General features: G+C 49.8%; 9 protein-coding genes, 5 tRNA genes and 2 rRNA genes (1 of these 16 cut by a window edge). All 16 read right to left on the bottom strand.

Going from position 1 to position 14,330, the window contains the following annotated elements; all coding sequences use genetic code 11:
* Positions 1–39: 39 nt before the first annotated feature.
* Positions 40–573 (bottom strand): transcription termination/antitermination protein NusG, encoded by a 534-nt coding sequence (gene nusG / locus CBR65_RS09175; RefSeq protein WP_087466580.1) that lies wholly within the window; start codon positions 571–573, stop codon positions 40–42.
* Positions 574–579: 6 nt separating this feature from the next.
* Positions 580–948 carry a preprotein translocase subunit SecE gene (gene secE, locus CBR65_RS09180; protein ID WP_087466581.1) on the bottom strand — a complete coding sequence of 123 codons (369 nt, stop codon included), beginning with the start codon at positions 946–948 and terminating at the stop codon, positions 580–582.
* 36 nt (positions 949–984) lie between these two features.
* Positions 985–1,060, bottom strand: a tRNA-Trp gene (locus tag CBR65_RS09185).
* Positions 1,061–1,107: 47 nt separating this feature from the next.
* Positions 1,108–2,331, bottom strand: coding sequence for an elongation factor Tu (tuf, locus tag CBR65_RS09190; protein ID WP_087466570.1), 1,224 nt, complete (start codon positions 2,329–2,331; stop codon positions 1,108–1,110).
* Positions 2,332–2,440: 109 nt separating this feature from the next.
* A tRNA-Thr gene (locus CBR65_RS09195) sits at positions 2,441–2,516 on the bottom strand.
* Between the two features lie 25 nt (positions 2,517–2,541).
* Positions 2,542–2,615 (bottom strand) — tRNA-Gly (locus CBR65_RS09200).
* A 126-nt stretch (positions 2,616–2,741) separates the two neighbouring features.
* A tRNA-Tyr gene (locus CBR65_RS09205) sits at positions 2,742–2,825 on the bottom strand.
* Positions 2,826–2,919: 94 nt separating this feature from the next.
* Positions 2,920–2,995: transfer RNA gene (locus CBR65_RS09210), tRNA-Thr, on the bottom strand.
* A 46-nt stretch (positions 2,996–3,041) separates the two neighbouring features.
* Positions 3,042–3,728 (bottom strand): SPOR domain-containing protein, encoded by a 687-nt coding sequence (locus tag CBR65_RS09215; protein WP_087466582.1) that lies wholly within the window; start codon positions 3,726–3,728, stop codon positions 3,042–3,044.
* A gap of 27 nt (positions 3,729–3,755) precedes the next feature.
* Positions 3,756–4,499, bottom strand: coding sequence for a type III pantothenate kinase (locus CBR65_RS09220; RefSeq protein WP_087466583.1), 744 nt, complete (start codon positions 4,497–4,499; stop codon positions 3,756–3,758).
* Positions 4,483–5,487, bottom strand: coding sequence for a bifunctional biotin--[acetyl-CoA-carboxylase] ligase/biotin operon repressor BirA (birA, locus tag CBR65_RS09225; RefSeq protein ID WP_087466584.1), 1,005 nt, complete (start codon positions 5,485–5,487; stop codon positions 4,483–4,485). The genes CBR65_RS09220 and birA overlap by 17 nt, the downstream gene beginning before the upstream one ends.
* Positions 5,480–6,616, bottom strand: coding sequence for an alanine racemase (alr, locus tag CBR65_RS09230; protein ID WP_087466585.1), 1,137 nt, complete (start codon positions 6,614–6,616; stop codon positions 5,480–5,482). Before alr ends, birA begins: the two co-directional genes overlap by 8 nt.
* Positions 6,617–6,787: 171 nt before the next feature.
* On the bottom strand, positions 6,788–10,171 hold the full coding sequence (locus CBR65_RS09235; protein ID WP_157672020.1) for a family 16 glycoside hydrolase: 3,384 nt from the start codon (positions 10,169–10,171) through the stop codon (positions 6,788–6,790).
* Positions 10,172–10,218: 47 nt separating this feature from the next.
* Positions 10,219–10,989: a DUF1080 domain-containing protein gene (locus tag CBR65_RS09240; protein ID WP_087466586.1), complete on the bottom strand. Its 771-nt coding sequence runs from the start codon at positions 10,987–10,989 to the stop codon at positions 10,219–10,221.
* A 276-nt stretch (positions 10,990–11,265) separates the two neighbouring features.
* Positions 11,266–11,381, bottom strand: a 5S ribosomal RNA gene (gene rrf, locus CBR65_RS09245).
* Between the two features lie 151 nt (positions 11,382–11,532).
* Positions 11,533–14,330, bottom strand: a 23S ribosomal RNA gene (locus CBR65_RS09250); it runs 88 nt beyond the window's last position.

Below are 14,330 nucleotides of genomic sequence, written 5' to 3' on the forward strand. Positions count from 1 at the left end.
GCAGGTAGAGAAGGGCATAAAAACTCGTCAACAATCGGATCAGGTTTTCTCGACCTGACCAAACTCCAGCTCAACAGGTGTTGAACGACCAAAAATCAGCACCGCTACGCGCAGGCGGTTTTTGTCGTAGTTAACTTCTTCAACTACGCCATTAAAGTCATTGAATGGGCCATCAGTAACACGCACCATCTCGCCCGGCTCAAATATAGTCTTGGGCTTCGGCTTCTCCATTGAGTCATCTACACGACGCAGGATCGCCTCAGCTTCTTTTTCGGTAATGGGTGCTGGCTGATCGCCCTTCCCACCAATAAAACCCATTACTCGCGGAGTGTCTTTAACCAAGTGCCAGGTGTCATCGTTGAGCTCCATTTGAACCAACACATACCCTGGAAAGAATTTGCGCTCACTCTTGCGTTTTTGACCGCCGCGCATCTCAACCACTTCCTCAGTGGGCACCAGGATTTCACCAAAAACATCCTGCATCTCATGCAATTGAACGCGCTCACGCAATGAAGCAGCGACCTTTTTCTCATATCCGGAATAGGCGTGTACAACGTACCAACGCTTTGCCATAACTACCTACCCTATGATTGAAGACGCTATCCACCCCAAAAAGGTGTCCAGCAGCCAAAGAATAATGGACATCACAATAACAACAGCAACCACAATCAAGGTGGTTTGATTGGTTTCCTGCCGACTTGGCCAAACAACCTTACGCAGCTCAACCATAGATCCTTGTACCAGCGCCCATAAGCTTGCGCCTTTTGCAGTGTGATACGCCACAAAACAGGCGAGCACTGCCAGAACCAGCAATCCGAGAACCCGATACAACAGAGACTCTGCGGAAAAATGTGAATTTCCAACAACGCCAGCGACAATCAGCGCTATCACCACAAGCCATTTAAGTGGATCCAGGCGATATTCTTTCTCTTCGCTTTTTATATTCATACGCTGCTGAAACCTTGAGCTTGAAGACGAAATAAATGGCAGGCCAGGAGGGACTCGAACCCCCAACACCCGGTTTTGGAGACCGGTGCTCTACCAATTGAACTACTGGCCTGTAACGACAAAACGCAAAGGACTTGCGTCCTTTGCGTATCAACTCAATTACTGAACGATTTTGGCTACCACACCAGCACCGACAGTACGACCACCTTCACGAATCGCGAAGCGCAGACCTTCTTCCATCGCAATCGGGTGAATCAGGGTAACCGCCATCTGGATGTTGTCACCCGGCATAACCATCTCAACACCTTCCGGCAACTCACATGCACCCGTTACGTCCGTAGTACGGAAGTAAAACTGTGGACGGTAGCCTTTGAAGAACGGGGTATGACGACCACCTTCTTCTTTGGACAGAACGTACACTTCCGCCTGGAACTTGGTGTGCGGCGTTACTGAACCCGGCTTACACAACACCTGGCCACGCTCCACTTCGTCGCGCTTGGTGCCGCGCAACAACACACCCACGTTCTCACCAGCGCGACCTTCGTCGAGCAGCTTGCGGAACATCTCCACACCGGTACAGGTGGTCTTGGTGGTGTCTTTCAGACCAACGATGTTGATCTCTTCGCCAACCTTGATCACGCCACGCTCTACACGACCGGTTACCACAGTACCGCGACCGGAGATAGAGAACACATCTTCTACCGGCATCAGGAAGGGCTGGTCAATCGCACGAACTGGTTCAGGAATATACGCATCCAGAGACTCAACCAGTTTTTTCACTGCACTGGTACCCAGGGCATTGTCATCTTCGCCATTCAGCGCCATCAGGGCTGAACCGGCAATGATCGGGGTGTCATCACCCGGGAAGTCGTAGTTGCTCAGCAACTCACGCAATTCCATCTCAACCAGTTCCAGCATTTCGTTGTATTCGTCAGTGCCTACACCACCGCAGTCTTCTGCCAGCAGGTCAGCCTTGTTCAGAAATACCACGATGTAAGGTACACCTACCTGACGGGACAGCAGGATGTGCTCACGGGTTTGTGGCATCGGGCCGTCAGTGGCGCCACACACCAGAATCGCGCCGTCCATCTGGGCAGCACCGGTGATCATGTTTTTTACATAGTCGGCGTGGCCCGGGCAGTCGACGTGTGCGTAGTGACGTGTGGGTGAGTCGTATTCTACGTGCGAGGTATTAATGGTAATACCGCGCGCCTTCTCTTCCGGTGCGTTATCGATACCATCAAAGGCTACCGCTGCACCACCCCAAGTCTCTGCACATACGCGAGTCAGCGCTGCAGTCAATGTGGTTTTACCGTGGTCAACGTGACCAATGGTGCCCACGTTGACGTGGGGCTTGTTACGTTCAAACTTTTCCTTCGCCATTGCGAGCGCCTCCTCAGACTATATATATGAAATAAAACGCAACCAATTATGAAAAACCAAAAACTCAGACAAAAAACAGCCGCGAGAGCACAGACTCCCGCAGCAGATATGGAGCTCAAGAGCAGATTTGAACTGCCGACCTCACCCTTACCAAGGGTGTGCTCTACCAACTGAGCTACTTGAGCTGAAACCTTGCCAAGAGGCAAAATCTGGAGCGGGTAGCGGGAATCGAACCCGCGCCATCAGCTTGGAAGGCTGAGGTTCTACCATTGAACTATACCCGCCGAACCCGTCCTACCTTCGCCAGACCTCGGGCCTGCACTTGGCAACCAATCTTGCTTCACCACTAAACGCGGGAATTTACATCATCATTCAGTGGTGCTTGCCAACACAGGAAGTCAGCTGGAATATGGTGCAGGGGGGTGGATTCGAACCACCGAAGCTCGCGCGTCAGATTTACAGTCTGATCCCTTTGGCCACTCGGGAACCCCTGCCAAAAACAGCCGGCATTTTCAGGCCGACCTCAACCACTGTCAACTTATTTTTTCCAACAAATTCACAGAGTTACGAACAAGTCATGTTAAAAAATGGAGCTGGCGAGAGGAATTGAACCCCCGACCGGCTGATTACAAGTCAGCTGCTCTACCTACTGAGCTACGCCAGCTTTTAAAACCACGACTTATTGTGGAGGCGGGATTCTAGTGAAAGTTTTATCCGGGCGCAACACCCAGACAGAAATTTTGTCTCTTTTCGAGGCCCGTTTGCTGATTCAACAAATCTACCCAAACCGCAGCGTCTATTTTTTCAGCTTCACCGGGCGCAAGTGTTACCCAGGTTTCGCTATGCGTACGTTCAACTTCGCGCAGTTTTGGTTGATAGCCTTGCATACGAATTTCTTCCAGGCGTGACTGCGCCGCCGATTGATCATTAAACATTCCGAACGAAATACCATTGGCCAATTCACCCGAGGGGATAATGTAGCTATCGATATTTTTTGCCTGAATTTCATATAAGCGACGCAGGGCTTCTTTTTCGGACATCTCCGGGGGCAGGTACACCCAATAAGCAACACTATCCGGGACTTCAACCGACTTGATCACCGCGCGCGCATCCATCGCTGCCAAGCGCTCCACCAGGTATTCTGCGTGAAGCAGCTGCGCATAGGGGCCAACCATCGTGCACATCTCGTTATTATTGGCAGCGGAGCTTTTTTCTATTTCATTTTTTTTTGTCGGCACCTCACGCTCCGTCTCGTTAAGCATTTTGAGTGATGCTCCACTCAATGCTCGTGCGGGCGGTGCAAAATCAGACCTCGCGGGCTCTGAACTCCCCATAAATAACTGCATCAATAAAACGATGATATTGATAGCCACCAAAGATAGAAAAATCGAACGCATAAATAACGCATCCTCACAGAATAATAATTAATCGGCGGGAAAGGCCAACTCAAGCCCCTCAAACACCAGATCCGGAACAAATAGCGCCGCATCAAAAAACTTCACCAAACTCTGCCCATCACCGCCGGTCAGTAAGAGCATCGGCGGAGAGGTCAGGTCTTTATCAAGAGCGGAAAGTTGCCATATCGCTTGCCGAATTAAGCCGACGATCATAGCAGTTCGCGCAGCAGAAACAGCAGACGCTGTGTCTCGCGCGGGAATGAGCTCATCAGCAACCGCTTCATTGATCACTTTCACACCCTGTGTACTCACGGACAAAGCGCGTTGCATCGCAGCAATGCCCGGCGCAATATATCCTCCATGGTGCACCCCCTTTCGATCAAGTAAATCCACGGTTATCGCACTACCACAATCAACTACCACACATGCACTTTTAGCTCGGGCAAAGCCAGCCAACATAACCAACCATCGATCAACTCCGAGACGTTCAGGGAAGTAATAACCATTAATCACTCCCGCACATACGGATTCTGTTTTGGCATAACGAGGCGTCACACCGAATTTTTTTTCTGCCCATTGCGTAAACAGCCGATCCTGCTCTTCGCCCAGCACGCTGACAACCAGAATGTTCTGTATGGTCTGGCCAGACAGTGCATCCGCGAGAGAGGAGTAGCCTTGCTCGTTGAGGATAGCCCCCTGCGCAATATCACTCAGATTTTTTCGCAACCGCCATTTAAGCCTTGTGTTGCCCCGGTCAATCTGCAGAATCATTGCGCGCCCTCAAGGATATTTCGCCACCATGAAATAGCGTTTCCCCTTCCTCTGTACTCAAGCGCAAAGCTCCGGAACCATCCACACCCAGCATTCTTCCACCAAAAACCGATTTTGCGGTGTGCAATTCGACGAGTTGTTGAGCGTATACATTCAGCCTTTCCCAGCGCTCGCGGTAAGTAGCGAATTGCTGATCAGCGTAATTGTGCAAGAGGGGCAATAAATTTGTTAACAGGGCCGCAATCAAGTCGTTACGCGTGATATGCCGAGCGATATTGAGCTCTGCCTGGATAGCCTCAAGATCAACCCATGGTTGATCAATTGTGAATGCGCTGGATGTCGGCATAGAAGCATTGATTCCAATTCCGACCACAACTTGACACAAGCCAGCAGGATCACCCGTCACCTCCAGCAAAACCCCCGCCAGCTTGCGCTGCCGCCAAAGAACGTCGTTTGGCCATTTCAATTGCACGCCTGCTATGCCTAACTGCTCTAAGGTTTCAGCAATGACAACGCCGACCGCCAGACTTAAACCCTCCAATGAGGCAACACCATCAAAATTCCATAAAGCAGACAGATAGATGTTTTTTCCAAAAGGACTGACCCATTGGCGTCCACGCCGCCCCTTCCCTGCGGTTTGCTGCTCGGCAAGGCAGATATAGCCATTTTCACGGTTTACTGTTTGCTGCATGGTGTAATTATTGGTGGAATCAATGATGGTGTGAACATCAAGCTCGGCCAGCAAGCTCCTGGCCTCCGACGATAACTGCGACCGAATACGTTCTGAATCAAGCAAATCAAGCCCACCGCAAAGGCGATACCCTTTTCCCTTTATCGATTCAAGCGAAACGCCCAATCCTTCAAGTTTTTGCAAATGCTTCCATACAGCGGTCCGACTCACGCCCAGTATTTCACCCAATTCCTGTCCGGAGTGAAATTGACCGTCCGCCAGCAGATACAGAATTCGCTGAAGAGAGTCATCATTCATACAGTGACTCCTGCTCAATGGATACGCCATCTTTTAAATAACAGCGTCGATAACGGTATCCCAGGCTCGTGAGAATGTCGTAGCCCAAGGCTCCGGTCAGCGCCGTCCAACTATCAACGGTCAGCTCATCATTAAGCACCTGGATTATTTGTGGGCCGCCCTTAATATCCGCAGCTGAAATATCAAAGATTGTCGTATCCATTGAGATGCGACCGACCACAGGCACGCGATGATTATCGAGCATACCGAAACCCTGCCGACCGATGGTGCGATGCAGACCATCAGCATATCCTCCTGCAACAACGGCGAGCCGGGCTAGTGGAAAAGCTTGCGCAGTTGCACCATAACCTACATCCGCATTCTCGGATAACTCACGAACCTGCAAAACAGGTAAAGCCAGTTGCACAACCGGCTTAAGTGGCGAGGGCTTTAATGGTTGGGGATTAACGCCGTAAAGGGCAGCACCCGGCCGAACAAGATCAAAGTGCCATTGGGAGCCCAGAAAAACACCTGATGAGTTGGCCAAACTAAAACGCGTGTCTGGCAACAATGATCGGGTTGCATCCGCCAGCGCCTGAAAATGAGCCAGCTGCTTGTAGTTAAGCGGATGTTCCGGCTCATCGGCACACGCCAAATGACTCATTATTAAAGTAGGACGAAGCGATCGCAGCTCCTCCTCCGATGCCAATAAGGACAGCCACTCTTGAAGATCCAGGCCGAGACGCGTCATACCGGTATTAATTTTAATGGCACACGCAGGTGGCGCATCCAGCTTTTGGGTGCAGGCCAGCCAACGCCGGGTATCCTCTAATGTAAATAATACCGGGGAAAGATCGTTTTCCAGGAACAGGGGTTCGGCGCCGGGGCGCACACCACCTAACACATAAACCACTGCGTCGGGTTTCAAATATTGGCGTGCTGCCAAGGCTTCTTCCAGCGTTGCTACAAAAAACTCCCGGCATCCCGCCCGATAAAGTGCCGGACCAACGTAAGCGGCACCCAAACCATACGCATTAGCTTTGATTACCGCCGACGCCGACGTCTTGCCGGTGAGTTGATTATTAATACAGCGCCAATTCGACTGAATGGCAGATAAATCTATGGTCAATATGCCTGTTGATGATTTCATAAACCCGCAGCACCTCGCTCACATGCCATCGCATCTAAACAAAGTTAATGCATAAAATCCATCCAGGCGGCAAAGAATATTCACCGGAAAAGAAAAAGGCATCTGGATGGATGAAAAAAAATCCTGCAGCCCAGTGCGGGCGGCAGGAATTAAAGCGCAAACAATGTAGGTTTAGTTGGCGGGAAAGCGATAGAGCGTGTAATACGCTTCCAGAGAGTGCGGTGCCTCTTCTCCAAATAGCTTCTTTGCATCGACAGAAAAATGATAGACACGCGCCGTTTGCTGAGGATGAATATTCGCCTGCTTTGTTGAGGCCAGGCGAACAAAAAGGGAGGTTTTATCATCCGACCACGCCAGACTCTTTATAGGCTCCTCGTGCTCATCCATAACCTCGGAACCATAATCGGGCGCATCACGGTACACCCAGGAGGAAAGCTTTAGCGGTTGCGCTGACTCAGGTGCAGCCAAAACCGGTTTAGTAAATTTAATTTCGAAGCCGTCAGCTCGGGTAGTAACAGTGAATATGCTCGCCGGCAAGGTCTGTTTATCTCGCACAATGCGCTGCAAGCTGGCCACATGCCCGCCTTTTGCTTGCCAGCCACGCCCGGTTTGGCCCAGTAGCAAACTGCCATCAGCCAAAAATACCGGCCGCATCACGCCCGATTCCAGGCCTGCGGCAAAAGGAATAACGACACCCTGCTCTATTCCATCAACAGTCTCCGTCACCACGCGCAGCAAATTGGACTGCGTTTGATCACCGATAAACATATGCCCGGAGAAAGGGCCAAAGCGGCCGGCCGTTGTATCCCAAACCGGATGCCCCGGAGAGTTGGCTACGCGATTCTGTGGTAACAAAATAACGGCCTTCTGACGTTTTTCGCGGACTTTTTCCCAAGCAATCTGTGGTGAGTCCGGAGTCATACCCGGCAAATCAACCAAGCCCGATGGGTGGCCGTAAAACGCATCTTTTTTTAATACAAAAATTTTGGACGTTGCGACAAACTCACCCTGATTATCGGAGTACCACAAGCGCCCATCCGGCGCCGTTGCAATTCCCGCCGGACTGCGCAATCCGTTTGCCCATAATTCGTATTTGCCTTCAGGTGTAACACGAATAGCCCATCCGCTTAGTCCACCCGACGTGCCCATATACATACCACCGGCTTTGTAGACAGCTTCATCACTGTGGGAAAGATTCAATGCAATATAATAGGCACCATCTGAACCGCGCGCCGGACCATGCATATAAGCGTGATAGTTTCCGTGATAGCTGTGCGCATCAAATAACGTTTCAAACTTATCAGCACGACCATCGCTATTCGTATCAGTGATGCGAGTTAGTTCGGCTTTTTGGCCGACGACTAGCTGTAAGCCTTTCTTGTCTTCTATCAACACACCTAGGCTATCAAAAACACCTTCTGCAAAAAGTTGCCACTCACCCTTCACGATGCGCCAAATACCAGCTGTGCGTGTAGCGACAACAATGGTTCCATCCTCCGCGACCGCCAATCCCAAGGCTTCGAAAAGTTGTTCTCTACCGTAGTTATCGCGAGGAGGCAAATAGCTTTCCACTCGATAACCTTCCGGTAATTCCGCCTGAGCGGGAATAATCTGTAGATCCTGTTTTTGATACACAAAATCAGATGATTTCGGACGCCAGCTCGATGATGCCAATTTGAGTTTGGCATTCAAGACGATATCTCTGTTGGCTTTGGCTGGAATAGTCCATGTTGTTTTCGTATTGTCCGAATTGATTTTTATGTCGCCAACCGAGACCTGGACGTCGTGCAGAACTTCCGTATTAATCGCAAAAGCCTGAGGCGTTACAAACTGGCCACGAATGCGAATCACCGTCTCGCCATCTTCCGCAATATGAGTCTCTGTAAAGAGGTAGTTTTTCCCTATACGGTAGCGAAAGAGGGGGCGAGATTGTGGTGAGCTTGAATCCTGCTCGTAGCCCAGAAATTGTGCATCAATAGCTTTTAGTCTCTCCAAATGATCCTGTTTGCTATACAAGGATTCAGCGATGGTTTCCGTATCATTAAATACCGCTTCCTTAAATGAGAAGTCTATTTGCTGCCCTTTATCATCCAGAGGAGCCATCAAAAATTGAGCTTGCCCCAGTTCCAGAACCCGACTTTCATAACCGGGTTTTAATCCGCGCCCGCCACGATTTTTAAGTTCGCCAGATACATCAAGAAATCCACCCTGCCATATTTTGGCGATAGCCAATAAGCGGGGATCGAAGGTGTAATTAATGCCGTTTGTTTGCCCCACATGGATAGATCTGCCGGACACCCCTTCCATCGGACCGCGCTGGATGCGAGTTTGATCATCGACCAATAGCTGCAGGTCATCCTTAAGCGGGTCATATTGAACTGGCCCCTCTTTTGTCACCAACAGAATAGCTGGCCCCTGATCTTGAAGTGGGTTAAGGGTAGCCAAATAAGCACTGATTGCGTCTATCTGCTTCTCTGAGATGGCCTGAGTTGAGTAGGGCGGCATGATCGGTAGATAGGCTTCACCGATAGAACTGCCTGTCTCGGCTACGGCTCGTTGGGAGGCTGGTTCGCGAATGCTTTTCAACAAATAATTGCGATTCGCCTTTATAGTGAACCGACGATTATCTTCTCCCTCGACAACCTCACGATCACGCGGTATTCGCTTAAATAAACCGAATAAATTTGGGCCACTTTTTACAGAAGGATCATCCTCTTTAATAGCGTGACAGGATGCGCAACCTAATGAATGAAAGGTCTCTTTTCCTACCGCAACCAGATCGGTTAGTTCTTCTATATTCGTCTTCTCACCACTTGAGAGCGGTACCTTTACCGCACTGAAATCTGCGTGCCGCATATCAAATGCCCGCAATGCAACAGCACCATTAACATTTGCAATAATTAGAGGACCAAATTGATCCTCCCATCCATACCGACTGGATTGAGTAACACCAGTAGCGAGCGTGTTTTGTTGCACGATTTCGCCGTTGAGACTTACCTCAATAAATAATGCGTTCTCAACCTTGTTGCGCGCATCATCAAAGCGAGGGGCTCGAAATTTGATATCCATTCGTTGCCACTCACCGGCGGATTTGGCCCCATTCACTAACGGAGCTACCCCGTCTGCTTGCAACGAGTCTTTGATTCGAGCATCAAGTCCGCCAGCATCTTGATGGGTTAATATTTGTTGGCTCGCAACATTTGTGAGATTGATTGCATAACGCCCTTGAAGATAGACCTGAGCGCGAGCATCTTTAGCTAACATAAATTCGAAACTGATCTGGCTATCTGAAAAAAAACCTTGGGATACCAGATCCTCTTCTTCCGGAGCATCCTTAAATAAAACCGAAGCGCCTTTGCTCCCAATTACATTTAACTGCGTGGCATCTTTTGCAGGCGTAACTGAATCGACTTCCTGCCAGGAAGCATAGGATTTAAATAATGCAGCGAAATCAGGCAAATCTTCAGCAACAACCGGCTTTGCCAACAGAGTTAAAACCAAAATGAACAATTTCATGCGGAAAGACATAAGCACCCCTGCATTGAGAATCGCCAATACGGATTCTCAATGACTATGTAATATTTATGGTGATAAAGGAATTATTAGAGTTTTCTTACCCAGATATTTTTAAAACTCACCGGGTTACCGTGGTCCTGCAAACGCAGGGGAGCGCAGCCATGAGCTTCGTAAGGGGGATGGCCAATCCAGGAGGTTGGCCCCTGAATTTCAACATGATTTTGCACTAGAACGCCATTGTGCAGAACAGTTACGTATGCGGGAGAGATCAGAGCTCCCTCATCATCGAACTTGGGCGACCGGAAGATAATATCGTAACTTTGCCATACATCAGGTCCACGCGAGGCATTCACTAATGGTATGGATTGCTTATATACGGAAGCAGCCTGACCATTAGGATATGTTTCATTTTTATAAGAATCGAGGATTTGAACCTCATAACGTTCCTGCAGAAAAACACCGCTATTACCACGCCCTTGCCCATCAAACCCGTCGACTTCCTCAGGAGCTCTCCATTCAAGATGCAATTGAATATCGCAAAAAACCTCTTTCGTCTTTATATCACCTGTCTTAGGCGCAACAGTCATTACACCTTTATCCAAATACCAGCGCGCAACTCCGCCGTCCACGCCTTCCCATTGATTCAAATTCTTCCCATCAAGAAGTATCACGGCATCAGATGGAGGATTCTTCTCCGAAGTGTTAACAACTGGTGGAACGGGCTCCCAAACCTCTGTCTCCTGTGCCAACTGCCACGGTTCTTTTTTCTCACTGGCAGATACTGTGAATGTTGCAATACATACGCTAAAAGGAATTATTACTAGGCCAAAGAAAGTCTTTATCGTTTTTATTTGCATGATGATCAGCTCTTAATGAAAATCTTAATGTTTTTAAGACTATAACATTGATTATCCTCAACCTAGAAAACAGCTGTAGACAAGACTATTTAAGATTTGTTAAGCCTATATTTACCAAAGAATAGCTTTTCATTAATAAAATTAAAGATGAGCTCTCATTCTTAAGTAAAGTGCGAGAACTGAGGAATGACAAGATTGGATATTGCAGGTGCGGGTAGTTTGACTGCCAATAAAAAAGCCCCCGCTTGCATTAGCAAGCGGGGCCTGGGTTTAAGAGCTTGACGATGACCTACTCTCACATGGGGAAACCCCACACTACCATCGGCGCTAAGTCGTTTCACTTCTGAGTTCGGTATGGGATCAGGTGGTTCCAACTCGCTATGATCGTCAAGCAAAGCGGTATGAAGGATTCCAGTCTTACCACCAGTCGGTGTGCTGTAGCTCTTCAAATAGGGTGGTGGATGTAAAGTCGTGCTGTTACAGCGAATTGGTATCTCTTAAAAAGCCCGGATCACGCAATCGTTAAACAATCGATTCTGTTATATGGTCAAGCCGCACGAGCAATTAGTATCAGTTAGCTCAACGCCTCGCAGCGCTTCCACACCTGACCTATCAACGTCGTAGTCTTCAACGGCTCTTCAGGGGGCTTAAAGCCCCAGGGAGATCTCATCTTGAAGGAGGCTTCCCGCTTAGATGCTTTCAGCGGTTATCCCGTCCGCACATAGCTACCGGGCAGTGCCGTTGGCACGACAACCCGAACACCAGAGGTGCGTTCATTCCGGTCCTCTCGTACTAGGAACAACTCTTCTCAAATCTCCAACGCCCACGGCAGATAGGGACCGAACTGTCTCACGACGTTCTAAACCCAGCTCGCGTACCACTTTAAATGGCGAACAGCCATACCCTTGGGACCGGCTTCAGCCCCAGGATGTGATGAGCCGACATCGAGGTGCCAAACACCGCCGTCGATGTGAACTCTTGGGCGGTATCAGCCTGTTATCCCCGGAGTACCTTTTATCCGTTGAGCGATGGCCCTTCCATACAGAACCACCGGATCACTATGACCTACTTTCGTACCTGCTCGACGTGTCAGTCTCGCAGTCAAGCTGGCTTGTGCCATTACACTAACCTCCTGATTTCCGACCAGGATTAGCCAACCTTCGTGCTCCTCCGTTACTCTTTGGGAGGAGACCGCCCCAGTCAAACTGCCCACCATACACTGTCCGCAACCCGGATTACGGGTCTACGTTAGAACCTCAAACATACCAGGGTGGTATTTCAAGGACGGCTCCATTGAAACTAGCGTTTCAACTTCAAAGCCTCCCACCTATCCTACACAAGTAGGTTCAAAGTTCAGTGCAAAGCTACAGTAAAGGTTCACGGGGTCTTTCCGTCTAGCCGCGGGAACACGGCATCTTAACCGCGATTTCAATTTCACTGAGTCTCGGGTGGAGACAGCGCCGCCATCATTACGCCATTCGTGCAGGTCGGAACTTACCCGACAAGGAATTTCGCTACCTTAGGACCGTTATAGTTACGGCCGCCGTTTACCGGGGCTTCGATCAAGAGCTTCGCCGAAGCTAACCCCATCAATTAACCTTCCGGCACCGGGCAGGCGTCACACCCTATACGTCCACTTACGTGTTTGCAGAGTGCTGTGTTTTTAATAAACAGTTGCAGCGGCCTGGTATCTTCGACTGCCAGCAGCTTACGGAGCAAGTCCTTCACCGCCAGCAGCGCACCTTCTCCCGAAGTTACGGTGCCATTTTGCCTAGTTCCTTCACCCGAGTTCTCTCAAGCGCCTTGGTATTCTCTACCTGACCACCTGTGTCGGTTTCGAGTACGGTCTCTTTTTACCTGAAGCTTAGAGGCTTTTCTTGGAAGCATGGCATCAACCACTTCGTGTTCCGAGGAACACTCGTCATCAGTTCTCGGCCTTAAGATCCCGGATTTACCTAAGATCTCAGCCTACCACCTTAAACACGGACAACCAACGCCGTGCTGGCCTAGCCTTCTCCGTCCCCCCATCGCAGTAAAAAGAGGTACAGGAATATTAACCTGTTTCCCATCGACTACGGCTTTCGCCCTCGCCTTAGGGGCCGACTAACCCTGTCCCGATTAGCGTTGGACAGGAACCCTTGGTCTTCCGGCGGGGGAGTTTTTCACTCCCCTTATCGTTACTCATGTCAGCATTCGCACTTCTGATACCTCCAGCAAGCTTCTCAACTCACCTTCAACGGCTTACAGAACGCTCCCCTACCATGCAACAAGTTGCATCCGCAGCTTCGGTTACCAGTTTTAGCCCCGTTACATCTTCCGCGCAGGCCGACTCGACTAGTGAGCTATTACGCTTTCTTTAAAGGATGGCTGCTTCTAAGCCAACCTCCTAGCTGTCTAAGCCTTCCCACATCGTTTCCCACTTAACTGGTATTGGGGACCTTAGCTGGCGGTCTGGGTTGTTGCCCTCTTGACAACGGACGTTAGCACCCGCTGTCTGTCTGCCATGATTGCACTCCTCGGTATTCGTAGTTTGCATGGGGTTGGTAAGTCGGGATGACCCCCTAGCCCAAACAGTGCTCTACCCCCGAGGGTGAGACATGACGCGCTACCTAAATAGCTTTCGGGGAGAACCAGCTATCTCCCGGCTTGATTAGCCTTTCACCCCTATCCACACGTCATCCCCGTCTTTTTCAACAGACGTGGGTTCGGTCCTCCAGTAAGTGTTACCTCACCTTCAACCTGCACATGGATAGATCGCCGGGTTTCGGGTCTATTGCCAGCGACTGAACGCCCTATTAAGACTCGCTTTCGCTACGGCTCCCCTATTCGGTTAACCTTGCCACTGACAATAAGTCGCTGACCCATTATACAAAAGGTACGCAGTCACAGAACAAGTCTGCTCCTACTGCTTGTACGCACACGGTTTCAGGATCTATTTCACTCCCCTCACAGGGGTTCTTTTCGCCTTTCCCTCACGGTACTGGTTCACTATCGGTCAGTTGGGAGTATTTAGCCTTGGAGGATGGTCCCCCCATGTTCAGACAGGATAACACGTGTCCCGTCCTACTCGATTTCACTAATAAGGCCTTTTCGTGTACGGGGCTATCACCCTGTATCGCCGCACTTTCCAGAGCGTTCCACTAAAACCAAACTAGCTTAAGGGCTGGTCCCCGTTCGCTCGCCGCTACTAAGGGAATCTCGGTTGATTTCTTTTCCTCCGGGTACTTAGATGTTTCAGTTCCCCGGGTTCGCCTCCTGCACCTATGTATTCAGTACAGGATACCTACCTTATGGTAAGTGGGTTTCCCCATTCGGACATGTTAGGATCAAAGCATGTTTGC

This window comes from Cellvibrio sp. PSBB006 (assembly GCF_002162135.1).
Lineage (GTDB): Bacteria > Pseudomonadota > Gammaproteobacteria > Pseudomonadales > Cellvibrionaceae > Cellvibrio.

What these genes read in the sequence shown, in the direction of transcription:
- nusG (WP_087466580.1), bottom strand. Translation starts at nt 573, where the DNA reads ATGGCAAAGCGTTGGTACGTTGTACACGCCTATTCCGGATATGAGAAA.
- secE (WP_087466581.1), bottom strand. Translation starts at nt 948, where the DNA reads ATGAATATAAAAAGCGAAGAGAAAGAATATCGCCTGGATCCACTTAAA.
- tuf (WP_087466570.1), bottom strand. Translation starts at nt 2,331, where the DNA reads ATGGCGAAGGAAAAGTTTGAACGTAACAAGCCCCACGTCAACGTGGGC.
- CBR65_RS09215 (WP_087466582.1), bottom strand. Translation starts at nt 3,728, where the DNA reads ATGCGTTCGATTTTTCTATCTTTGGTGGCTATCAATATCATCGTTTTA.
- CBR65_RS09220 (WP_087466583.1), bottom strand. Translation starts at nt 4,499, where the DNA reads ATGATTCTGCAGATTGACCGGGGCAACACAAGGCTTAAATGGCGGTTG.
- birA (WP_087466584.1), bottom strand. Translation starts at nt 5,487, where the DNA reads ATGAATGATGACTCTCTTCAGCGAATTCTGTATCTGCTGGCGGACGGT.
- alr (WP_087466585.1), bottom strand. Translation starts at nt 6,616, where the DNA reads ATGAAATCATCAACAGGCATATTGACCATAGATTTATCTGCCATTCAG.
- CBR65_RS09240 (WP_087466586.1), bottom strand. Translation starts at nt 10,989, where the DNA reads ATGCAAATAAAAACGATAAAGACTTTCTTTGGCCTAGTAATAATTCCT.